General features: G+C 69.9%; 17 protein-coding genes, 1 tRNA gene and 1 other RNA gene. 11 read left to right on the forward strand and 8 right to left on the reverse strand.

All coding sequences use genetic code 11. The annotated features are described in order from the left end of the window. Nucleotides 1-125 precede the first annotated feature (125 nt). Together AB0O65_RS06450 and AB0O65_RS06455 are read left to right on the forward strand one after the other, a co-directional pair. The gene (locus AB0O65_RS06450; RefSeq protein ID WP_071643496.1) at nucleotides 126-899 is read left to right on the forward strand and encodes a hypothetical protein; all 774 of its coding nucleotides are present in this window, start codon (nucleotides 126-128) and stop codon (nucleotides 897-899) included. A 176-nt stretch (nucleotides 900-1,075) separates the two neighbouring features. After that, nucleotides 1,076-1,579 carry a DUF3145 domain-containing protein gene (locus AB0O65_RS06455; protein WP_191713369.1) on the forward strand — a complete coding sequence of 168 codons (504 nt, stop codon included), beginning with the start codon at nucleotides 1,076-1,078 and terminating at the stop codon, nucleotides 1,577-1,579. A 166-nt stretch (nucleotides 1,580-1,745) separates the two neighbouring features. Here AB0O65_RS06455 and AB0O65_RS06460 read toward each other — a convergent pair whose 3' ends face one another. From AB0O65_RS06460 to aceE, 6 genes are all read right to left on the reverse strand, one after another. Continuing rightward, nucleotides 1,746-2,981, reverse strand: a complete 1,236-nt coding sequence (locus tag AB0O65_RS06460) for a beta-ketoacyl-[acyl-carrier-protein] synthase family protein (RefSeq protein ID WP_313478480.1) — start codon at nucleotides 2,979-2,981, stop codon at nucleotides 1,746-1,748. A gap of 79 nt (nucleotides 2,982-3,060) precedes the next feature. After that, nucleotides 3,061-3,309 carry an acyl carrier protein gene (locus tag AB0O65_RS06465; protein WP_071641880.1) on the reverse strand — a complete coding sequence of 83 codons (249 nt, stop codon included), beginning with the start codon at nucleotides 3,307-3,309 and terminating at the stop codon, nucleotides 3,061-3,063. Between the two features lie 64 nt (nucleotides 3,310-3,373). Then, nucleotides 3,374-4,372, reverse strand: coding sequence for a beta-ketoacyl-ACP synthase III (locus AB0O65_RS06470; RefSeq protein WP_071641878.1), 999 nt, complete (start codon nucleotides 4,370-4,372; stop codon nucleotides 3,374-3,376). Continuing rightward, nucleotides 4,369-5,304: an ACP S-malonyltransferase gene (locus AB0O65_RS06475; protein ID WP_313478482.1), complete on the reverse strand. Its 936-nt coding sequence runs from the start codon at nucleotides 5,302-5,304 to the stop codon at nucleotides 4,369-4,371. Before AB0O65_RS06475 ends, AB0O65_RS06470 begins: the two co-directional genes overlap by 4 nt. 109 nt (nucleotides 5,305-5,413) lie before the next feature. Next, nucleotides 5,414-6,604 carry a PucR family transcriptional regulator gene (locus tag AB0O65_RS06480; protein ID WP_071641874.1) on the reverse strand — a complete coding sequence of 397 codons (1,191 nt, stop codon included), beginning with the start codon at nucleotides 6,602-6,604 and terminating at the stop codon, nucleotides 5,414-5,416. 28 nt (nucleotides 6,605-6,632) lie between these two features. Further along, nucleotides 6,633-9,359: a pyruvate dehydrogenase (acetyl-transferring), homodimeric type gene (gene aceE, locus AB0O65_RS06485; RefSeq protein ID WP_071641872.1), complete on the reverse strand. Its 2,727-nt coding sequence runs from the start codon at nucleotides 9,357-9,359 to the stop codon at nucleotides 6,633-6,635. A gap of 153 nt (nucleotides 9,360-9,512) precedes the next feature. Between aceE and AB0O65_RS06490 the strand changes: the two genes are divergently transcribed. Beyond that, a tRNA-Val gene (locus tag AB0O65_RS06490) sits at nucleotides 9,513-9,585 on the forward strand. 21 nt (nucleotides 9,586-9,606) lie between these two features. On the opposite strand, the gene AB0O65_RS06495 is transcribed toward AB0O65_RS06490, so the two are convergent. Beyond that, nucleotides 9,607-10,446 (reverse strand): aldo/keto reductase, encoded by an 840-nt coding sequence (locus AB0O65_RS06495; RefSeq protein ID WP_363383730.1) that lies wholly within the window; start codon nucleotides 10,444-10,446, stop codon nucleotides 9,607-9,609. Between the two features lie 73 nt (nucleotides 10,447-10,519). Between AB0O65_RS06495 and AB0O65_RS06500 the strand changes: the two genes are divergently transcribed. From AB0O65_RS06500 to rnpB, 4 genes are all read left to right on the forward strand, one after another. Next, the gene (locus tag AB0O65_RS06500) at nucleotides 10,520-10,924 is read left to right on the forward strand and encodes a YchJ family protein (protein ID WP_071641845.1); all 405 of its coding nucleotides are present in this window, start codon (nucleotides 10,520-10,522) and stop codon (nucleotides 10,922-10,924) included. 37 nt (nucleotides 10,925-10,961) lie between these two features. After that, complete coding sequence (locus AB0O65_RS06505) at nucleotides 10,962-11,696, forward strand: C4-type zinc ribbon domain-containing protein (protein ID WP_191713374.1); 735 nt, start codon at nucleotides 10,962-10,964, stop codon at nucleotides 11,694-11,696. 60 nt (nucleotides 11,697-11,756) lie between these two features. After that, nucleotides 11,757-13,472, forward strand: coding sequence for a bifunctional 3'-5' exonuclease/DNA polymerase (locus tag AB0O65_RS06510; RefSeq protein WP_256221021.1), 1,716 nt, complete (start codon nucleotides 11,757-11,759; stop codon nucleotides 13,470-13,472). A 14-nt stretch (nucleotides 13,473-13,486) separates the two neighbouring features. Then, nucleotides 13,487-13,843: RNase P RNA component class A (rnpB, locus tag AB0O65_RS06515), an RNA gene on the forward strand. Nucleotides 13,844-13,899: 56 nt separating this feature from the next. Here rnpB and ppgK read toward each other — a convergent pair. Further along, nucleotides 13,900-14,643: a polyphosphate--glucose phosphotransferase gene (ppgK, locus tag AB0O65_RS06520; protein ID WP_071641839.1), complete on the reverse strand. Its 744-nt coding sequence runs from the start codon at nucleotides 14,641-14,643 to the stop codon at nucleotides 13,900-13,902. A gap of 68 nt (nucleotides 14,644-14,711) precedes the next feature. Here ppgK and AB0O65_RS06525 point away from each other — a divergent pair, with 68 nt between their 5' ends. The 4 genes from AB0O65_RS06525 to AB0O65_RS06540 are packed head-to-tail and all read left to right on the forward strand — an operon-like array spanning nucleotide 14,712 to nucleotide 20,213. Next, nucleotides 14,712-14,927, forward strand: a complete 216-nt coding sequence (locus AB0O65_RS06525) for a hypothetical protein (protein WP_071641837.1) — start codon at nucleotides 14,712-14,714, stop codon at nucleotides 14,925-14,927. Between the two features lie 2 nt (nucleotides 14,928-14,929). After that, nucleotides 14,930-16,267, forward strand: a complete 1,338-nt coding sequence (locus tag AB0O65_RS06530) for a glutamine synthetase family protein (protein WP_071641835.1) — start codon at nucleotides 14,930-14,932, stop codon at nucleotides 16,265-16,267. 7 nt (nucleotides 16,268-16,274) lie between these two features. Next, entirely contained in the window at nucleotides 16,275-19,253 is a 2,979-nt protein-coding gene (locus AB0O65_RS06535) for a bifunctional [glutamine synthetase] adenylyltransferase/[glutamine synthetase]-adenylyl-L-tyrosine phosphorylase (RefSeq protein WP_071641833.1), read from the forward strand. 27 nt (nucleotides 19,254-19,280) lie between these two features. Next, nucleotides 19,281-20,213: a diacylglycerol kinase family protein gene (locus AB0O65_RS06540; protein WP_071641882.1), complete on the forward strand. Its 933-nt coding sequence runs from the start codon at nucleotides 19,281-19,283 to the stop codon at nucleotides 20,211-20,213. The last annotated feature ends 66 nt before the right edge of the window (nucleotides 20,214-20,279 follow it).

Here is a 20,279-nt window from a genome sequence, read left to right on the forward strand (position 1 = left end):
AGTCTAGTCCGGGGCCATTTTGTCCGGCCGAGCCGCCGGGGCCCGCTCAGGGCCCCGATGTAGGCTTGCCTAAGTAGGGCCTGTTAAAACGTGCTGGCCCATTACGAAAGGACATGACTCAGATCATGGGATACATCAAGTCCGCAGCCCTCGAAGACAAGGGTTTCGTCATCCTCGACAGCTACGGCGGGGAGATGGACCCGAAGGAATGGCTCGACATCGAGTACGTCGACTGGAAGTCCTCGGGCGACACCCGCTTCTCGCCGCTCGCCAGCGCCAAGGGCGAGATCGAGTGCAACGGGTTCTGGAACCACAAGCCGCCGCGCACCGACAAGGACGGCGTCTGGATCGACTCGCAGACCGCGATCGCCCCGACCCTCACCGCTCGTGCCAAGGAGCCGGGTGCCAACGTCGGTCGCTGCCGCGTCATCGAGCTGCAGCCGACCCCCTACGGCGAGTGCCTCTACAACCTCCACCAGGACGACAACAACCGTCTCAACCCCGACGGCACCGGCTGGGTCGTGCGCGGGTTCTTCAACCTCACCGACGACAAGGACAGCTACTTCGTCCTGCGAGAGAACCGCACCGACCCGAGCGTCGAGTACCGCATCGCCCTTCCGGCCGGAGCCCAGCTCATCGTCGACACGCAGCGTCTGTGGCACGCGACCACCCACAACGGCACCGAGCCGCGGTACTGCCTGATCACCTCGTGGGAGTCGGGCCCCGAGCTCGACGCCTACATCGAGAAGTACCACGGCACCGACCAGCACGAGCAGGTCGAGGTCCCGCAGGACGTGCTCGAGGCGGGCTACGCCGAGCAGGCGCGTCGGGATGCCGCTCGCGCCGCGTACTACGCCGCGAAGGGCCAGCAGGCCAAGCTCGCGATGAGCGAGGCGTAAGCCGCCCGCGCTTGTCATGACGGCCCCGGTCACCGCGACCGGGGCCGTCATGGCATCCGGGAGGACACGCTTGTGATTCCCGGGCTTCTGAGCGATAATCGCCGTACAACCGCATAGTTCGCCACATCTTCGGATCAGGTCGTAGGGGAAGACGTACCTGATGAAACGGAGAGATCATGGCGACGGGATACGCACGCGGAGTGGTGTTCATCCACTCCGCCCCACGCGCGCTCTGCCCGCACCTCGAATGGGCGGTGGGACGCGCTATCGGTCGTGCCGTCAGCTTCGAGTGGAGCGACCAGCCCGTGCAGCCGGGCACCCGACGTGCGGAGTTCTACTGGGACGCGCCGGCCGGCACAGGGGCGGCGCTGGCGACGGCGATCCGCGGCTGGGAGCACCTGCGGTTCGAGGTGTCGGAGGACCCGACGCCGGGCAGCGAGGGCGGCCGGTGGCTGCACACGCCCGATCTCGGCATCCACTACGCGCAGACCGACTCGGCGGGCAACATCGTCATCGGCGAGGATCGGATCCGATACGCGATGGAGATCGCCGCCGGCAACGCCGCCGAGCTGCAGCGTGAGCTCGACGTGGCTCTCGGCTCGGCGTGGGACGAGGAGCTCGAGCCGTTCCGGCACGCGGGCGACGACACGCACGTCGTCTGGCTGCACAAGGTCGGCTAGCCGAGGCGCCTCGGCGACGGAGAAGACGTGCGGGAGAGGCGCGAGTAGCGGGATCCGGTGGGGGCACCCGGAGACCGAGAAAGCGAATCTCCCGCATCAGGCAGGAGCCCCCGCCGGGGAAGGCGGGGGCTCCGTCACGCCCGCGGGCGCGGGCGCGGGCTGGTCGTCAGACGCTGCGGAAGGCGACGACGGCGTTGTGACCGCCGAACCCGAACGAGTTGCTGATCGCCAGCAGGTCGCCGTCGCCCAGAGGCTGCGGCGACGTGGACAGCTTGAACGGCACGGCCGGGTCGGGCTCGGTCATGTTGATCGTCGGGGGAGCGACGCGGTCGCGCAGGGCGAAGATCGTGAACACGGCTTCGAGCGCACCGGTGCCGCCGAGCAGGTGTCCGGTCGACGCCTTGGTCGCCGAGACCGGGATCTCGTCGATGCGGTCGCCGAACACGCGCTTCAGCGCGACGTACTCGTTGGGGTCGCCGACGGGCGTGGAGGTGGCGTGCGCGTTGATGTGCGCGACCTCGTCCGGCGATGCACCCGCCTGCGCGAGGGCCGCCTCGACGGCGCGCGCCGCGCCGGTGCCCTCGGGGTCGTTTCCGGTGATGTGGTACGAGTCGGCCGTGACGCCGCCGCCCACCACATAGCCGTAGATCTTGGCTCCGCGGGCCGTGGCGTGCTCTTCGGTCTCGAGCACGAGGGCGGCGCCGCCCTCGCCCATCACGAAGCCGTCCCGGTCGATCGCGCCGGGTCGGGATGCGGTGGCCGGGTCGTCGTTGCGACGGGAGAGCGCCTGCGCCGAGGCGAAGGACGCCATCGTGATCGGGTGGATCGCCGACTCGGCGCCACCGGCGATCACGACGTCGGCGAAACCGTCCTGCAGGTGCTCGTACGCGTTGGCGATCGACTCGGTGCTCGACGCGCACGCGCTGACCACCGTGCGGGCGAACGCCTTCGCGTTGAAGTGCAGCGAGAGGTTGCCGGCACCGGCATTCGGCATGAGCATGGGCACCGTCAGCGGCATGACGCGCCGGGGGCCCTTCTCGCGCAGGGTGTCCCAGGCATCCAGCAGCGTCCACACGCCGCCGATGCCGGTCGCCCAGTCGATGCCGAGACGCTCGGGATCGACATCAGGGGATCCCGCGTCCTCCCACGCCTCACGCGCCGCGATCATCGCGAACTGCGTCGACGGGTCGAGGCGCTTCGCCTCGTGACGCGGCAGCACCTCCTCGGGTCGCACGACGGCCTCCGCGGCGAAGTGCACGGGGATCTGGTACTTCTCGATCCAGTCGTGCGGCAGCGTGCGGGTTCCGGACTGGCCGGCGAGCAGGTTCGCCCAGTTCTCGGGAGCCGTGCCGCCCAGAGCGGACGTGGCGCCGATGCCGGTGACGACGATGCGCTTGGTCATGGAGGTCCTTCGTGAGGAGGAGGGATCGGTGCAGGAGGATGCCACACCCCGCGGTCCGCGGGGGTGGCATCCGCAGGTGTTACTCCTGGCCGGCGACGATGAAGTTGACGGCGTCGGCGACGGTCTTCAGGTTCTTGACCTCGTCGTCGGGGATGGTCACGCCGAACTTCTCCTCGGCGTTGACGACGATCGTCATCATCGAGATCGAGTCGATGTCGAGGTCGTCGGTGAACGACTTCTCCATCGTGACCTCGGACGCGTCGATGCCCGTCTCGTCGGTGACAAGCTCAGCAAGGCCGGCGAGGACCTCGTCGTTGGTGAGAGCCATGGTGTTTCCTACTTTCTCGGAATGGGTTGGACCGGTGATCAGTCTAGGGAAGGCGCGGGCCGGATCAGGGCAGCACGACGACCTGCGCGCCGAAGACCAGACCGGCGCCGAACCCGATCTGCAGGGCGAGACCGCCGCTCAGCTCGGGGTGCTCCTCGAGCAGACGGTGCGTCGCCAGCGGGATCGATGCGGCCGACGTGTTGCCGGTGGTCTCGATGTCGCGCGCGATGACGGTGGTCTCGGGCAGCTTCAGCTGCTTCGCGAACTCCTCGATGATGCGCAGGTTGGCCTGGTGCGGGATGAACGCGGCGAGATCGGATGCCTCGATGCCGGCCCGCTCGAGCGCCTCGCGGGCCACCTTCGCCATCTCCCACACCGCCCAGCGGAACACGCTCGGGCCCTCCTGGCGCAGCGTGGGCCAGGGGGCCTTGCCGTCGCGGAAGTCGGTGAGGGTGTGGTTCATGCCGACGAGGTCGGACTTCGAGCCGTCCGAGCCCCAGATGGTCGCGGAGATGCCAGGGGTGTCGCTCGGTCCGATGACCACGGCGCCCGCGCCGTCACCGAGCAGGAAGGAGATGCTGCGGTCGGTCGGATCGACGACGTCGGAGAGCTTCTCGGCGCCGATGACCACGGCGTGGCGAGCGGCGCCGGCTCGGATGAGCGCGTCCGCCTGCGCGACGGCGTAGGCGTACCCGGCGCACGCGGCGTTCATGTCGTACGCCGCCGCGGGTGTGGCGCCGATGCGATCGGCCACGATCGCCGCGACGGACGGGGTCTGCTTCGGGTTGCTGATCGTCGCGACGATCACCAGGTCGATCTCGGCCGGGTCGACCCCCGAGCGCTCGACGGCTTCCTTCGCTGCGGCGGTGGAGAGCTCGATCACACTCGTCTCGGGCACCGCGCGGGTGCGGGTGATGATGCCGGTGCGCTGCCGGATCCACTCATCGCTGGAGTCGATGGGGCCGACCAGGTCGTCGTTCGGCACCGCGTTCTCACCGCGCGCCGCGCCGACCGAGTAGATGCGGGTGTAGGCGGGGCCGGTGGCCTGCTTGAGGGTGCTCACGAGAGTGCTCCGTTCTGCGATGACCCGGTCAGCAGCTCCACAGCCGCGTCGAGGTCGTCGGGGGTCTTCACTGCGACATTCGGCACGCCGCGCAGTCCGCGCTTGGCGAGGCCGGTCAGGGCTCCGGCGGGGGCCACTTCGATGAAGCCCGTGATGCCGGCGGCGGTGAACGCCGCCATGCACAGATCCCAGCGCACCGGCGAAGAGACCTGGGTCACGATGCGGTCGAGGGCGTCCTGTCCGGCGTCGACGACGGCGCCGTCGCGGTTCGACCAGAGGGTGACGGTCGGATCGTTCGCGGCGATGTCCGCCACGGCGGCGCGCAGCGTGTCGACGGCGGGAGCCATGTACGAGGTGTGGAACGCGCCCGCGACCTGCAGCGGCATCACGCGCACGCCGCGCGGGGCACGCTCGGCCAGCTGAGCGAGCGCGGGCAGCGCGCCGGCGGCGACGATCTGCCCGGCGACGTTGTAGTTCGCGGGGGTGAGCTCGAGCTCGTCGAGCAGTGCCAGCACCTCGTCGACGTCGCCACCGAGCACCGCGCTCATGCCGGTGGGTGTGTGAGCTGCGGCATCCGCCATCGCTCGACCCCGGATGCCGACCAGGCGCATCGCGTCGTCGGCGGCGATCACCTCGGCGCCGACCAGGGCGGCGAGTTCACCGACGGAGTGTCCGGCCACGCCGTCGGCTCGGCGGCCGGCGCGCAGGCTCAGCTGCTCCGCGGCGATCAGCGATGCCGCGACGATCAGCGGCTGCGCGATGCGCGTGTCGCGGATGGTGTCGGCGTCCGATTCGGTGCCGTGCGCGATCAGGTCGACCTCGGCGGCGTCGGAGTACGCGCTCAGCCGGTCGGCGACGCCGTCCAACTCGAGCCACGGAGCGAGGAAGCCGGGGGTCTGGGAGCCCTGTCCGGGCGAGGCGACGACGATCACCTGTCCAGTCTGCCAACGATCGGTCACCGGTGGTGGATGAAACATCACAACAATCGACGAATCGATTGTGCGTGGCGCACATCGATTCGTCGCGTGCCGCTTCGGGGCGTCAGCGACGCCGCGTCACTGCACGACGTCTGGCGGGCTCCGCGGTGCCGATCGAGCCGAGGATCAGGGCCGTCTGCAGGATCAGTGCTTCGCGCGGGCCGGTGGCATCCCAGCCGATCACCTCGGTGACCCGCTTGAGCCGGTAGCGCACCGTGTTCGGGTGCACGAACAGCTCGCGGGCGGTGGCCTCCAGCGACCTGCCGTTGTCGAGATAGCTCCACAGCGTCGTGACCAGATCGGTGGAGTGGGCCTGCAGGGGTCGGAAGATCCGGTCGATGAGCGTCTGCTTGGCCAGCGTGTCTCCGGCGAGGGCCCGCTCGGGCAGCAGATCGTCGGCCTCGACCGGCCGCGGCGCGCCCCGCCAGGCCCGGGCGACGGCGAAGCCTGCCAGCGCGGCACGGGCGCTCTGCCCGGCGTCGACGAGCGCGGTCACCGGCGGGCCGAGCACGACGTATCCCGGCCCGAACGAGGGCTCCAGGCGCTGCGCGATCTCGCTGAACGGCAGGTCCTCGGTCTCCTCCTCCTTGCCGGGCACGCGGGCGCGACCGATGACGAGCACGAGCCTCGAGCCCTGCACGCCGATCAGCACGTCGACCGACATGCGCCGGGCGGTGCGACGCACCAGGTCGACGTCGAACTGCGGGGGAGTCGTGCCGACGAGGACGCTGACCTCGCCGTGGCCGTGCCACCCGAGGGCGGCGATGCGGCTGGGCAGCTCCTCGTCGGCCTCGCCCGTGAGGATGGAGTCGACCACGAGTGCCTCGAGCCTGGCATCCCACAGTCCGCGCGCCTCGGCGGCGCGGGCGTACACGTCGGCCGAGGCGAACGCGACATCGCGCGAGTAGAGCAGGATCGCCTCGCGCAGATCCTCTCCGCGTCCGGCGACACGCTCCTCGGTGACCTCGACGGTGACGCGGATCAGCTGCAGCGTCTGCTGCAGGCTGACGCTGCGCAGCAGCTCGCGCGGAGCGGCGGCGAAGATGTCGGCGGCGATCCAGGGGGTCGACGTCGGATCCTCGTACCACTGGATGAACGACGTGATGCCCGCCTGGGCCACCAGCCCGACGGCGGAGCGTCGGGCCGGTGGCATGTCGGCGTACCACGGCAGGGTGTCCTCGAGCCGCTTGATCGTCACCGTCGCGATGTCACCGGAGATCCGGCGCAGCCAGGCGAGTGTCGCGGCCTTGTCCATGGCCTGCTGGGCGGTACTGCTCACAGGTTCAGCTCTCGCCGCCCGCGTTTCCACTGGTGCCGGCGTTCACGTCGAACAGACGGTACTTCTCGATGGCCTGGCCGATGACCGAGCGGTCGACCTTGCCCTCGTCGGCCAGCGCCTGCAGAGTGCGGACCACCATGGACGGACCGTCGATCTTGAAGAAGCGTCGCGCGGCCGCGCGGGTGTCCGAGAAGCCGAAGCCGTCGGCGCCCAGCGTGTAGTACGGGTTCGGAACCCATGGACGGATCTGGTCCTGCACGGCGTGCATGAAGTCGCTGACCGCGACGACCGGGCCCTCGGCGCCCTGCAGCTTCTGCGTGAGGTAGGCCGTCTGCGGCTCCTCCTCGGGGTGCAGGAAGTTGTGCTCGTCGACGGCGAGTCCGTCGTGGCGCAGCTCGCTCCACGAGGTGACCGACCACACATCCGCGCTGACGCCCCAGTCCTGCTGCAGCAGCTCCTGGGCCTCCAGCGCCCACGGCACGCCGACGCCGGAGGCGAACAGCTGCGCCTTGTGGCCCTCGCCCGTGCCGGGCTTGATGCGGTGGATGCCGCGGATGATGCCGTCGATGTCGGCATCCTCCGGCTCGGCCGGCTGCACGAGCGGCTCGTTGTAGACCGTGATGTAGTACATCACGTCGGGGTCGGGGTGCGATCCGCCGTACATCCGCTCGAGTCCCGAGCGCACGATGTGCGCGATCTCGTAGCCGTATGCGGGGTCGTACGAGACGGTGGCCGGGTTGGTGGATGCCAGCAGCGGCGAGTGTCCGTCGGCGTGCTGCAGTCCCTCACCGGTCAGCGTCGTGCGGCCGGCGGTGGCGCCGATGATGAAGCCTCGCGCCATCTGGTCGCCCGCGGCCCACATCGCGTCACCCGTGCGCTGGTAGCCGAACATCGAGTAGAAGATGTAGATCGGGATCAGCGGCTCGCCCTGCGTGGAGTACGACGTGCCAGCGGCGGTGAACGCCGCCATCGCGCCGGCCTCGTTGATGCCGACGTGCACGATCTGCCCCTGCGGGCTCTCCTTGTACGCGAGCAGGAGCTGGCGGTCGACGGAGGTGTAGTGCTGGCCGTTCGGGTTGTAGATCTTCGCCGTCGGGAAGTACGCGTCGATGCCGAACGTGCGCGCCTCATCGGGGATGATCGGCACGATGCGGTTGCCGAAGTCCTTCGCCCGCAGCAGGTCCTTGAGCAGACGCACGAACGCCATGGTCGTGGCGATCTCCTGGGTGCCGGATCCCTTGCGCGGCAGCGCGTAGGTCGACTCCTCGGGCAGCGTGATCGCGGTGTGCGAGGTGCGGCGCTCGGGGATCATGCCGCCGAGGTTGCGGCGGCGCTCGAGCATGTACTGGATGGTCTCGTCGTCCTTGCCCGGGTGGTAGTACGGGGGCAGGTACGGGTTCTCTTCCAGCTGCGCGTCCGTGATCGGGATCTGCATGGTGTCGCGGAACGTCTTGAGGTTGTCCAGCGTCATCTTCTTCATCTGGTGGGTCGCGTTGCGGCCCTCGAAGTGCGGACCGAGGCCGTAGCCCTTGACGGTCTTGGCGAGGATGACGGTCGGCTGGCCCTTGTGCTCCATCGCCGACTTGTAGGCCGCGTACACCTTGCGGTAGTCGTGACCGCCGCGGCGCAGGTGCCAGATCTCGTCATCCGAGAGGTCCTTGACCAGGGCTGCGGCGCGCTCATCGCGACCGAAGAAGTTCTCGCGGATGTACGCGCCGGACTCGGCCTTGTACGTCTGGTAGTCGCCGTCGGGGGTGGCGTTCATGATGTTCAGCAGGGCGCCGTCGGTGTCGCGGGCGAGCAGGTCGTCCCATTCACGGCCCCAGATGACCTTGATGACGTTCCATCCGGCGCCGCGGAAGAAGGACTCGAGCTCCTGGATGATCTTGCCGTTGCCGCGCACCGGGCCGTCGAGACGCTGCAGGTTGCAGTTGATCACGAAGGTGAGGTTGTCGAGGCCTTCGTTGGCGGCCACCTGCAGCTGTCCGCGGCTCTCGACCTCGTCCATCTCGCCGTCGCCGAGGAACGCCCAGACCTGCTGGTCGCCGGTGTCCTTGATGCCGCGGTTGGTGAGGTACTTGTTCGCCTGCGCCTGGTAGATCGCGTTGATCGGCCCGAGACCCATCGACACGGTCGGGAACTGCCAGTACTCCGGCATCGACCGCGGGTGCGGGTACGACGGAAGGGCGTGGCCCGCGTGCGACTTCTCCTGACGGAAGCCGTCCATGTCGGCCTCGCTCAGGCGCCCCTCGAGGAACGAGCGGGCGTAGATGCCGGGGGAGGCGTGGCCCTGGATGAAGATCTGGTCGCCGCCGCTGGGGTGGTCCTGGCCGCGGAAGAAGTGGTTGAAGCCGACCTCGTACAGCGAGGCGGCTCCGGCGTACGTGGAGATGTGCCCGCCGACGCCGATGCCGGGGCGCTGTGCGCGGTGCACGGTGATGGCCGCGTTCCAGCGGATCCAGTGCCGGTAGCGGCGCTCGATCTCCTCGTCGCCGGGGAACTCCGGCTCGTTGGAGGCGGCGATGGTGTTGATGTAGTCGGTGGTCGGCACCATCGGCACGCCGAGGTGACGCTCCTTCGAGCGCTTCAGCAGGCTGAGCATGATCTCCCGGCCGCGGCCGGGACCCTTCGCATCCACCAGCTCGTCGAGCGACTGCTGCCACTCGCCGGTCTCCTCTGGGTCGCTGTCCAGAGGTGCCTGGGAGTACGGATCCTGATCGTGGACGGTCACGTGGAGCCTTTCGTCAAGCTGGCAGGTCGTGCCAAGGAAACGGGATGCGCCGCGGTCGGACCTTGTCGGCACCGCACAACGCGCGCTGTGGTCAGCCTATATCCGTTCTGAAGACGTGTTCCGCAAATTCCGCACCGTAGAATGGGGCTACCAGGGCCTTTAGCTCAGCTGGTAGAGCGCCACGTTTACACCGTGGATGTCGTCGGTTCGATCCCGGCAGGGCCCACCGTACGCCGATGCGCGGGTGTCACATCTCCTCGTGCGAGGCAGGGTCTGCGTCGAAAAGGCGACCGTCGGCACGGCCGAGTCCGGTGATCGCGTCGACCTCGGCGGCGTCGAGCACGACGGATGCCGCCTCGAGGTTGGTGCGCTGATGCTCGGGCGACGACGCCTTCGGAATCGACACGGTGCCGCGAGCGACGTGCCAGGCGATGATCGCCTGCACGGGGGAGATGCCGTGACGCTCGGCGATCTCGATGATGACCGGCTCGTCGAGCACCTGCTCGGCGCGCCCGAGCGGAGACCACGCCTCGGTGAGGATGCCGCGCTCGGCATGGAATGCGAGCGCCTCCTCCTGGGGGAAATAGGGGTGCACCTCGATCTGGTTCACGACGGGCCGCACGCCGGTCGCCGCCTCGATGCGCTCGAGGTGCTCGGGGAGGAAGTTGGACACGCCGATCTGGCGGACGGTCCCGCGCTGGTGGGCATCGACGAGACCCTGCCAGGCCTGCTCGTACCGGCCGGTGATCGGGTTGGGCCAGTGGATGAGGTGCAGGTCGGTGGCATCCAGTCCGAGACGGAACCGGCTCTCCTCGATGCTGGTGCGCGCCTTCGCCGACTCGTGGTGACGGCCCGGCAGCTTCGTGGTGACGATGATCTCGGAGCGATCGACTGCGGATGCCCGCACGCCGGCGCCCACGGCGCCCTCGTTCTCGTAGTTGAACGCCGAGTCGATCAGACGGTAGCCGAGGCCGATCGCCGAGGCGACCGCCGTCGCGCCGGCTTCTCCGTTCAGCCGGTACGTGCCCAAGCCCACGGCGGGAAGCTGGAATCCGTTGTGAGCGGTGAAGACGGGAGCAGCGGTCATGGTGGCCCTTCGGTTCGTCGGTCAGGCCAGCCTACGGCCGCGCCGCCCGGCGCTCGCGTGTCAGCATGGAGTCATGTCGACACCCGCGAGCGATCAGCGATGCCCCTGCACCAGCGGAGACGTGTTCGGGGCGTGCTGCGGCCCGGTGCTGGCATCCGGGTCGGCGCCGACCGCGGTGCGACTGATGCGCTCCCGGTTCACCGCTTTCGCGATCGCCGACGAGGGGCATCTGCTGCGCACCTGGCACCCCTCCACTCGCCCCGAGCGGCTCGATCTCGACCGAGGCACCCGCTGGACGCGCCTCGACATCCTCGATCACAACGACGGCGGCCCGTTCGACGATCAGGGCGTGGTCGAGTTCGAGGCCTTCTACCGCGACGACGAGGGCAGAGGCGCGCTGCGTGAGCGCAGCCGCTTCGTGCGCGAGAACCGCGTGTGGCTGTATGTCGACGGTGTCGTTCGCGCTGACTCGGCGTGACGTCGACGGGCGCACGCGCAGCGGCTAGATTCGAAGGGTGAAAGCCACCCCCGAGCACCAGCGCCGCCTCCTCGACATCGCCGACCTCGACCGCAGGATCGCGCAGGCGGAGCGCGCCCGCACCACGCCCCCGCAGGGTGCTCGCATCAATGAGCTCGCCGCCCTCCGCCAGCGTCAGCTGGGCGAGCTGACCGGGCTCACGGGGGTGCTCGACGACGCGAAGGCCGAGCTCGCCCGGCTGGAGTCCGACGTCTCCCTCGCCGCGCAGCGGCGCGACAAGGACGCCGCTCGTCTCGCCACGGCGACCGACCCGAAGCAGGCGCAGGCGCTCGAGAACGAGATCGAGAGCCTCGGCCGGCGCATCACGATGCTCGAGGATTCGGAGCTCGACGTGATGGGGCGAGTGGAGGACGCGCAGGCGGCGGTCGACGCGCAGCAGGCGCTGATCGACCAGACCCAGTCCGAGGGCGCTCAGCTCACCGCCGCCGCGAAGGCGGAGATGGCGGCAGCGGCCGCCGAGGGCGAGCACCTCGCACGCGATCGTGCCGCTCTCGCCGAGAGCGTGTCCGCCGAGCTGCTCGCCGAGTACACGCGCCGCGCCGCGAGGGGTGGAATCGGGGTCGGCCTGCTGCGCCGGCGGATCTGCGAGGGCTGCCAGATGGTGCTCTCCGGCAGCGAGCTGGCGGCCGTGCGGGTGGCGGCCGAGGACGACGTCGTGTCGTGCCCGGAATGCGGCGGGATCCTCGTGCGCACCGACGAGTCCGGGCTGTGAGGACCGGCACCCGTCTCGACGACCGTGCCGATGCCGGCCGCGGGTGACAGACCGGATGCGGTGACCCGAGCCGCCGAGCCACCGCACGCCCTGGTGGCGCGAGCCCCGAGCGGCGGGTGGATCATCATGCTGCACGCGGACGTCGACGCCGACCCGGCGGTCACGGAGGTCGCCGACCGCGATCTCGTCCTGCGGGTGCGGGAGATGGAGCAGGAGCTGTCACCGCGCTGGACCGTGCGGAGCCTGCGCACGTTCTACCCGCGGCTGCTCGCCGCCGGGGTGCGGCTGCGCCGGGCGCACGATCTGCTGCTCTGCCACGCCATCCTGCGCGACACCGCGTCGTCGTCGCATCCGGTGCCGCCGTCGGACCGCTGGCTGCGGACCGACGACATCGACGACGCCGCCGGGCAGCCGGGGCTGTTCGATGTGGACGCCGCGAGCGCCGGACGCGGCGACGACATCGACGAGGTGAGGGCGCAGTGGCGAGCTCAGCTGACGGCACTGGCCTCGGCACCCGACTCCCGCCTCGCGCTGCTCTGCGCCGCGGAGTCGACGGGTGCCCTCGTCGCGGAGGAGATGACCGCGGCGGGCCTGCCGTGGAGCACCGCGGCCCACCATGACATCCTCGAGCAGCAGCTCGGCCCCCGGCCGCTGCGCGGCGCGCGGCCGGCGCGCATGGCGGTGCTCGCCGCCGAGATCGGTCGCTGTCTCGACGACCCGAGCCTGAACCCCGACAGCGCGCCGCGCCTGCTGCGGGCGCTGCACCGTGCCGGCGTGTTCGTCGACTCGACCTCGCGATGGGAGCTGTCGCGCGTCGAGCATCCGGTGGTCGGTCCGCTGCTGGAGTACAAGAAGCTCGCCCGACTCTTCACCGCGAACGGATGGGTGTGGCTCGATGAGTGGGTGCGTGACGAGCGGTTCCGTCCGATCTATCTCACCGGCGCCGTGGTGACCGGGCGCTGGGCGTCATCCGGCGGCGGGGCGCTGCAGATACCGCGTCAGCTGCGCGACGCCGTCCGGGCGGACGCCGGCTGGATGCTCGTCGACGCCGACGTGGCGCAACTGGAGCCGCGCGTGCTCGCCGCCATGTCGCGCGACAGCGCCATGGTCGAGGCGGCGCGCGGGCGCGACCTGTACGAGGGCGTCGTGCGCTCGGGAGCGGTCGCGACGCGTGACGAGGCGAAGTACGCGGTGCTCGGAGCCATGTACGGCGCGACCACGGGTAAGAGCGGGCAGCTCGTGCCCCGGCTGCGCACCGTGTATCCGCGGGCGATGGGGCTCGTCGACGCCGCCGCGCGCACCGGCGAGCAGGGGGGAGTGGTCAGCACGCTGCTCGGCCGCAGCTCGCCCCGGCCCGACGACGCGTGGCGTCTGGCCCAGTCCCTGGCGGGAGGGCCAGACGCTGCGGGGGCAGAGGAGAGCAGGGCGCGCGGCTGGGCCCGCGAGCGCGGGCGCTTCACCCGCAACTTCGTCGTGCAGGGCACGGCCGCCGAGTGGGCGCTGCTGTGGCTCGCCGAGATCCGCCACCGTCTCATGGCCCTTCCGCCGGCATCCGTGCCTGCGGCCTCCTCCGGCCCGATCTTCCGCGACCGCGCGCATCTCGCCCTCTTCCTGCACGACGAGGTGATCGTGCACGCCCCCGCGGAGCAGGCACAGCTCGTGGCGGGCATCCTCCGCGATGCCGCGGACGCCGCCACCGCCCGGCTGTTCCCCGGCTTCGACATCGACGTGCCGCTCGACGTGCACGTCGCCGAGAACGCCGCGAAGGACGCGTAGAATCGAGGGGCGAGTGGGTCGGCCGGACGGCCGCGTGGCGCGTGAGCGCACCGAGGAACGTCCGGGCTCCACAGGGCAGGGCGGTGGGTAACACCCACCCGGAGTGATCCGCGAGACAGTGCCACAGAGAGAAGACCGCCCCCTCGGGGGTAAGGGTGAAAGGGTGGTGTAAGAGACCACCGGGGAGCGCGGTGACGCGCTCCGCCAGGTAAACCTCGCCCGGAGCAAGACCAGACAGAGGACGTTGACGCGGCTCGCCGAGTCCTCGGGTAGGTCGCTGGAACGACACGGCAACGTGTCGTCGAGAGAGATGGCCGTCAAGGGAGCGAAGAACTCCTGAACAGAACCCGGCGTACAGGCCGGCCCACTCGCCCCGAACACGCAGGAAGGCCCGGTCGATGACCGGGCCTTCCTGCTGTGCGCGTGATCAGTCGACCGACAGAGCCGCCGCGCCGATGATGCCGGATGCGTTGCGGTGCACGGCCGACACGATCGGGGTGCGCAGATCGAGCAGCGGCAGGAACTTCTCGGGATGCTTCGACACGCCGCCGCCGACGACGAACAGGTCGGGGCTGAAGAGGAACTCGACGTGCGAGTAGAACTCCTGAAGACGTGCCGACCACTCCTCCCACGACAGGCTCTCGCGCTCCATCGCCGAGTAGGCGGTCCAGCGCTCGATCGACTCGCCGTCGCGGTTGAGATGACCGAGCTCGGTGTTCGGCACCAGCACGCCGTTGTAGAGGAAGGCCGAGCCGATCCCGGTGCCCAGCGTCGTCATGATGGTGAGCCCGCGGGCATCGCGCGCGGCACCGTGACGAGCCTCGGCGACGCCGGCCGCGTCCGCGTCGTTGACGAACGTGATGCTGCGGCCCAGTCCGTCCTCGAAGAACTTCTCCGCCTCGAAGTCCACCCACTCCTTCGAGATGTTCGCAGCAGAGAGCGTCCTGCCGTACTTCACGATGGCGGGAAAGGCCACGCCCAGCGGCAGCGTCGACTCCGCGACACCCAGGGTGTCGAGCACGCTGCGCACCGTCTCGACCACGTCGGCGGGGTGAGCGCCCTCCGGCGTCGGGACGCGCACTCGATCCGAATCGAGAGTGCCCGTGGAGAGATTGACGATGCCCGCCTTGATGCCCGTTCCGCCGATGTCGACGCCGATTGCCTGTGCCATGGCGAATAGCCTAGCGATGCACGACGCAGCGATTAGGATCGTGACGAGATCCCGACGAAGGAGCTGACATGTCCGACGGCGACGAGAAGTACTGGTACAACCTCAGCACCGGGGAGGTCGAGTTCGGCATGCTGTCCGCATCGGTCGACCGGGTCGGTCCGTTCGACACGCGTGAGGACGCGGCTCGCGCCCCCGAGACCCTGCGCGAGCGCTCTCGCGCGTGGGCCGCGGACGACGCGGCCGACGACGCGTGGGGCTCCAGCTCTCTCGAGTCTGGCCAGTGAGGGTGGACAAGCAGCGCGACTTCGTGCTGCGCACCATCGAGGAGCGCGGCGTCAAGTTCGTCCGACTCTGGTTCACCGACGTCATCGGAACCCTCAAGTCGGTCGCCATCGCGCCCGCTGAGGTCGAGGGCGCCTTCGCGGAGGGGATCGGCTTCGACGGCTCGGCCATCGAAGGGCTGACGCGCACCTACGAGTCCGACCTGCTCGCCCAGCCCGATCCGACGACGTTCCAGATCCTGCCCTGGCGTGGGGAGATCGACCCGACCGCCCGCATGTTCTGCGACCTCACCACCCCCGACGGTCGACCCGCTGTCTCCGACCCGCGCAACGTGCTGCGTCGGGCGCTCGCGAAGGCGGCCGACGCCGGATTCACGTTCTACACGCACCCCGAGATCGAGTTCTACCTGCTGAAGTCCTCGCAGCTCGGTCCGGAGGGTCCGATCCCCGCCGACAGCGCCGGCTACTTCGACAACGTCCCCGGCGGCACCGCGCACGACTTCCGCCGCAGCGCCGTGCGGATGCTCGAGGACCTGGGCATCTCGGTGGAGTACAGCCACCACGAGGGCGGGCCGGGGCAGAACGAGATCGATCTGCGCTACGCCGACGCGCTCACCACGGCGGACAACATCATGACCTTCCGCACCGTCGTCAAAGAGGTCGCGATCGAGCAGGGCGTGTACGCGACGTTCATGCCGAAGCCGCTGAACGACCACCCCGGCAGCGGCATGCACACGCACATGTCGCTGTTCGAAGGCGACATGAACGCCTTCTACGAGGCCGGCGCCGAATATCAGCTCTCGCTCACCGGCCGCCGGTTCATCGCGGGGCTGCTGCGTCATGCGAACGAGATCGCCGCCGTCACCAACCAGTTCGTCAACTCGTACAAGCGCCTGTGGGGCGGCGACGAGGCGCCGAGCTTCGTCACCTGGGGTCACGCGAACCGCTCGGCCCTGATCCGCGTGCCGATGTACAAGCCCAACAAGGGGCAGTCGACGCGCATCGAGTACCGCGCCCTGGACTCGGCGGCGAACCCGTATCTCGCGTACGCGCTGATGCTCGCCGCCGGACTCAAGGGCATCGAGGAGGAGTACGAGCTGCCACCCGAGGCGGAGGACAACGTGTGGTCGCTGAGCGACTCCGAACGTCGCGCTCTCGGCTACGCGCCGCTGCCGGCGAGCCTCGACCACGCCCTCGAGTACATGCGCGACTCGGAGCTGGTCGCCGAGACGCTCGGCGAGCAGGTCTTCAACTACGTGCTGCTGAACAAGCAGAAGGAGTGGGAGGCCTACCGCGGCCAGGTGACGCCGTTCGAGCTCAAGAACAACCTCGGGCTGCTCTGAGCCGGCGATGGCGCGTCCTGATGCGTCCATATCGCTGTCCGCCCTGGCACGGCTCGGCTTCGTCGAGCTGACCTCCGCGTCCGCGGATCTCACCGAGCTGTCGGAGCTCACCGGCCTCGAGCGCGCGCAGCTCGCCGACGGGATGGTCGCCGCCGATCCGGATGCCGCGGTGCGAGGCCTCGTGGGCGTCGCGCGCCGCGACGCGGCGCAGGTCGCCGCCGTGCTGTCCGATCCGGTCGCGCGGGAGGCGGCATGGCGGCTGTTCGGAGCATCCCGAGCGCTCGGGATGTTCTTCGAGCGGCATCCCGAACGCCTGCATCCCGATCTGCTGCTGCGCACGCACCTGCCGGATGCCGCCGAGCTGACCGCGCGGATGCTCGGGGCCGTCGAGGCCGACGACGGCTTCGCGCGCGCCGACGATCCCGTCACCGCACTGCGGGTGGAGTACCGGAGCTGTCTGAGCGAGATCGCCGCGGTCGACCTGGCGTCGGAGTCGGCGACGCTCGCGATCGCCGGCGTCTCGGCCGCACTCGCGGATGCGGCGGGTGCGGCGCTGGAGGCGGGGCTCGCCGTCGCCCGCGCGGTGGTCGACCGGTCGGGTCGCGCCGGCACCCACGACGAGATCGCCGCGACACGGCTGGCGATCATCGGCATGGGCAAGGCGGGTGCGCGCGAGCTGAACTACCTGAGCGACGTCGACGTGATCTTCGTCGCAGGCACGGCCGACGAGAGCGTCGTCAGCGAGGCGAGGGCGATCGACATCGCGACGCGCCTGGCGCGCGAGACGATGACGGCACTGAGCGGCGTCGAGATCGAACCACCCCTGTGGGAGGTCGACGCGGCGCTGCGCCCGGAGGGCAAGCAGGGTGCGCTGGTGCGCTCGCTGGCATCCCACCTGGCCTACTACGACCGCTGGGCGAAGAGCTGGGAGTTCCAGGCGCTGCTCAAGGCGCGTCCGCTGGCCGGCGACACCCGACTCGGCGCGGACTACATCACCGCCGTGCAGCCGAAGGTCTGGACCAGCGCCGAGAGGTCGGATTTCGTCGAGAGCGTGCAGCGCATGCGCGAGCGGGTCACCGATCACATCCCCGCCGACGATGTGCCCTACCAGATCAAGCTCGGTCCCGGTGGTCTGCGCGACATCGAGTTCACCGTGCAGCTGCTGCAGCTCGTGCACGGGCTCAGCGATGAGGGCATCCGCACCCGCGGCACGCTGGAATCGCTCGACGCGCTCGTCGAGGGCGGCTACATCGGCCGCGCGGAGGCGAGCGCCTTCGGTGAGCAGTACCGCATCCTGCGGCTGCTCGAGCACCGGCTGCAGCTGCACGACCTCACCCGCACGCACCTGATGCCGCGAGACGACGAGGGCATGCGGCGCCTCGCCAGGGCCACGGCGCTGGCCGACAGCGCATCCGGTCTGCAGCAGATCTGGGACGAGGTGCGCCGCGCGGTGCGAGATCAGCACGTGCGCCTGTTCTACCGGCCCCTGCTCTCGGCCGTCGCCTCGCTGCCGGCCGAGGAGCGCACGCTCTCGACAGCACAGGCCGGCTCGCGACTGGCGGCGATCGGGTTCCGCGACCCCGCCGGCGCGCTGCGGCACATCGCAGCGCTCACCTCCGGGCTGAGCCGCAAGGCCACGATCCAGAGGCACCTCATGCCGGTGATGCTGCGCTGGTTCGCCGACGGCACCGACCCCGACTACGGACTCGTCGCCTTCCGGCGCATCAGCGAGAGACTCGGCGACACGCACTGGTTCCTGCGGATGCTTCGCGACTCGTCGGGTGCCGCCGAGCGCCTGACCCGGCTGCTCTCGAGCTCGCGCTACGTGGGTGAGCTGATGGAGTGGATCCCGGAGTCCGTCGCCTGGCTCGACACCCCGGCCGCCCTGCGTCCACGCGGCGGTGCCGCGCTCGACGAGGAGGCGCGCGCGATCCAGACGAGGCATGCGACGACGAAGGCCGCTCTGCGAGCCGTGCGGGCGCTGCGCAGACGCGAGCTGCTGCGCACGGCGATGGGTGCGGTGCTGGAGCAGGTCGGAGTCGACGAGATGGCCAGGGCGCTCACCGAGATCACCGAGGCGACGATCCAGGCCGCGCTGCGCGCGGTGCGCCGCGAGGTCGTGCCGCCGGAGGACGACGCGATGGACTTCTCGATCATCGCGATGGGTCGCTTCGGCGGCGCCGAGCTCGGCTTCGGCTCCGACGCCGACGTGCTGTTCATCTACGACCCCAACGGCGTCGATCCGCAGCGCGCTCAGCAGCACGCCGCCAGGATCGTCGCGGGCCTGCGCGAGCACCTCGCCGACCAGCGCGTGCCGCTGGAGCTCGACGCCGATCTGCGTCCCGAGGGGCGCAACGGGCCGATCGTGCGCACCATCGAGGCGTACACGCAGTACTACCGTCGCTGGTCGCTGTCGTGGGAGGCGCAGGCGCTGCTGCGGGCGCGGGGGATAGCCGGAAGCGTCAAACTGATCACCCGATTCACCGCGCTCGCTGACAGCATCCGCTACCCGGAGGCCGTCTCGCTGCAGGATGTGCGGGAGATCAAGCGCATCAAGGCGCGGGTGGAGGGCGAGCGGCTCCCGCAGGGCGCCGACCCGCGGCGCCATCTCAAGCTCGGCCCCGGCACGCTGAGCGATGTCGAGTGGATGGTGCAGGTGCTGCAGCTGCAGCACGGCCACCGGGTGCCCGATCTGCGCACGACGTCCACGCTGCAGGCGCTGGATGCCGCCGTGCTCGCCGATCTTCTCCCCGCCGACGACGCCGAGCGACTGCGCGAGGCGTGGGTGCTCGCCAGTCGGCTGCGCTCGGCCATGACGCTGCTCACGGGGCAGACGAAGGATGTGCTCCCGGCCGATATCCGTGAGCTCGACGGCGTCGGTCGCCTTCTGGGATATCCTGACCGCGCCGCCACCGTGCTCGAGGAGGACTACCTCCGCGTCACGCGTCGTGCGCGGCGAGTCTTCGAGAAGCAGTTCTACGGCTGACATCCAGCCGTGATGAAGGGGGAGCAGATGGCACAGCGGTTCGGGATCATCTGGAATCCGACCAAGATCGAGGGCGACGCACTTCGGGATGCCGTGACGGATGTCGTCCCGGCGGACACCGAGCTGATGTGGTGGGAGACCTCCGCCGACGACCCCGGCCGAGCCATGACGACCGAGGCGGTGCGGGCCGGATGCGACGTCGTCATCGCCGTCGGCGGGGACGGCACCGTGCGCACGGTCGCCGAGATCCTCGCGTCGGTCGAGAACGCCCCCGCACTCGGAATCGTGCCGCAGGGCACCGGGAACCTGCTGGCGCGCAATCTCGGCATCCCGATCGGCAGCATCCCCAAGGCGCTGGAGGTCATCGCCGCAGGCGACGAGCGTCGCATCGACATGGGCTGGACACGCACGGACGACGCGGAGGTCGAGGTCGGATTCCTGGTGATGGTCGGTTTCGGCCTCGACGCGCACATGCTCGCGGAGACCGACGACGATCTGAAGAGCAAGGCCGGCTGGCTCGCCTACGTCGCCGCGATGGGACGTGCGGTGACGGCCTCAGAGACCGTCGACTTCCACATCACGCTCGACGACGGCGAGGAGCAGCTGCTCAGCGGACACACGCTGCTCATCGGCAACTGCGGTGACATCCAGGGCGGGGTCACCCTGCTGCCGGACGCCGTGGTCGATGACGGCCGCCTGGATCTGCTGCTGATCAGCGCCGACAACGTGACGCAGTGGCTGCAGACCCTGCGCACGGTGGTCTGGGACAACGGCATCCGGCGGCTGCTCGGCGGGGATGACGAGACCGTCAGCATCGACTTCGCGCAGCACCTCACCGGCGAGGCCATCGCCGTCGCCCTGCCGGGACCCGTGCCCTTCGAGATCGACGGTGAAGAGGCGGGAGACATCTCCAAGCTGGCCGTGCGCGTGCAGCCGGGTGCGCTGCGCGTGCTCTGCTGAGTTCCCGCCCGCTCGGTTCCCGCCCTCCGAGTCCCGCCCGCTGAGCCCCGCGCACGGTGCGGTGGC

This window comes from Microbacterium sp. NPDC077391, from assembly GCF_040686955.1.
GTDB lineage: Bacteria > Actinomycetota > Actinomycetes > Actinomycetales > Microbacteriaceae > Microbacterium > Microbacterium commune.

Bases quoted from the DNA above. Each gene is read 5' to 3' on its own strand.
- AB0O65_RS06500 (WP_071641845.1), top strand. From the start codon at position 10,520: ATGTCGACACCCGCGAGCGATCAGCGATGCCCCTGCACCAGCGGAGAC.
- ppgK (WP_071641839.1), bottom strand. From the start codon at position 14,643: ATGGCACAGGCAATCGGCGTCGACATCGGCGGAACGGGCATCAAGGCG.
- AB0O65_RS06465 (WP_071641880.1), bottom strand. From the start codon at position 3,309: ATGGCTCTCACCAACGACGAGGTCCTCGCCGGCCTTGCTGAGCTTGTC.
- AB0O65_RS06450 (WP_071643496.1), top strand. From the start codon at position 126: ATGGGATACATCAAGTCCGCAGCCCTCGAAGACAAGGGTTTCGTCATC.
- AB0O65_RS06540 (WP_071641882.1), top strand. From the start codon at position 19,281: ATGGCACAGCGGTTCGGGATCATCTGGAATCCGACCAAGATCGAGGGC.
- AB0O65_RS06525 (WP_071641837.1), top strand. From the start codon at position 14,712: ATGTCCGACGGCGACGAGAAGTACTGGTACAACCTCAGCACCGGGGAG.
- AB0O65_RS06480 (WP_071641874.1), bottom strand. From the start codon at position 6,604: ATGGACAAGGCCGCGACACTCGCCTGGCTGCGCCGGATCTCCGGTGAC.
- AB0O65_RS06535 (WP_071641833.1), top strand. From the start codon at position 16,275: ATGGCGCGTCCTGATGCGTCCATATCGCTGTCCGCCCTGGCACGGCTC.
- AB0O65_RS06495 (WP_363383730.1), bottom strand. From the start codon at position 10,446: ATGACCGCTGCTCCCGTCTTCACCGCTCACAACGGATTCCAGCTTCCC.
- AB0O65_RS06460 (WP_313478480.1), bottom strand. From the start codon at position 2,981: ATGACCAAGCGCATCGTCGTCACCGGCATCGGCGCCACGTCCGCTCTG.
- AB0O65_RS06455 (WP_191713369.1), top strand. From the start codon at position 1,076: ATGGCGACGGGATACGCACGCGGAGTGGTGTTCATCCACTCCGCCCCA.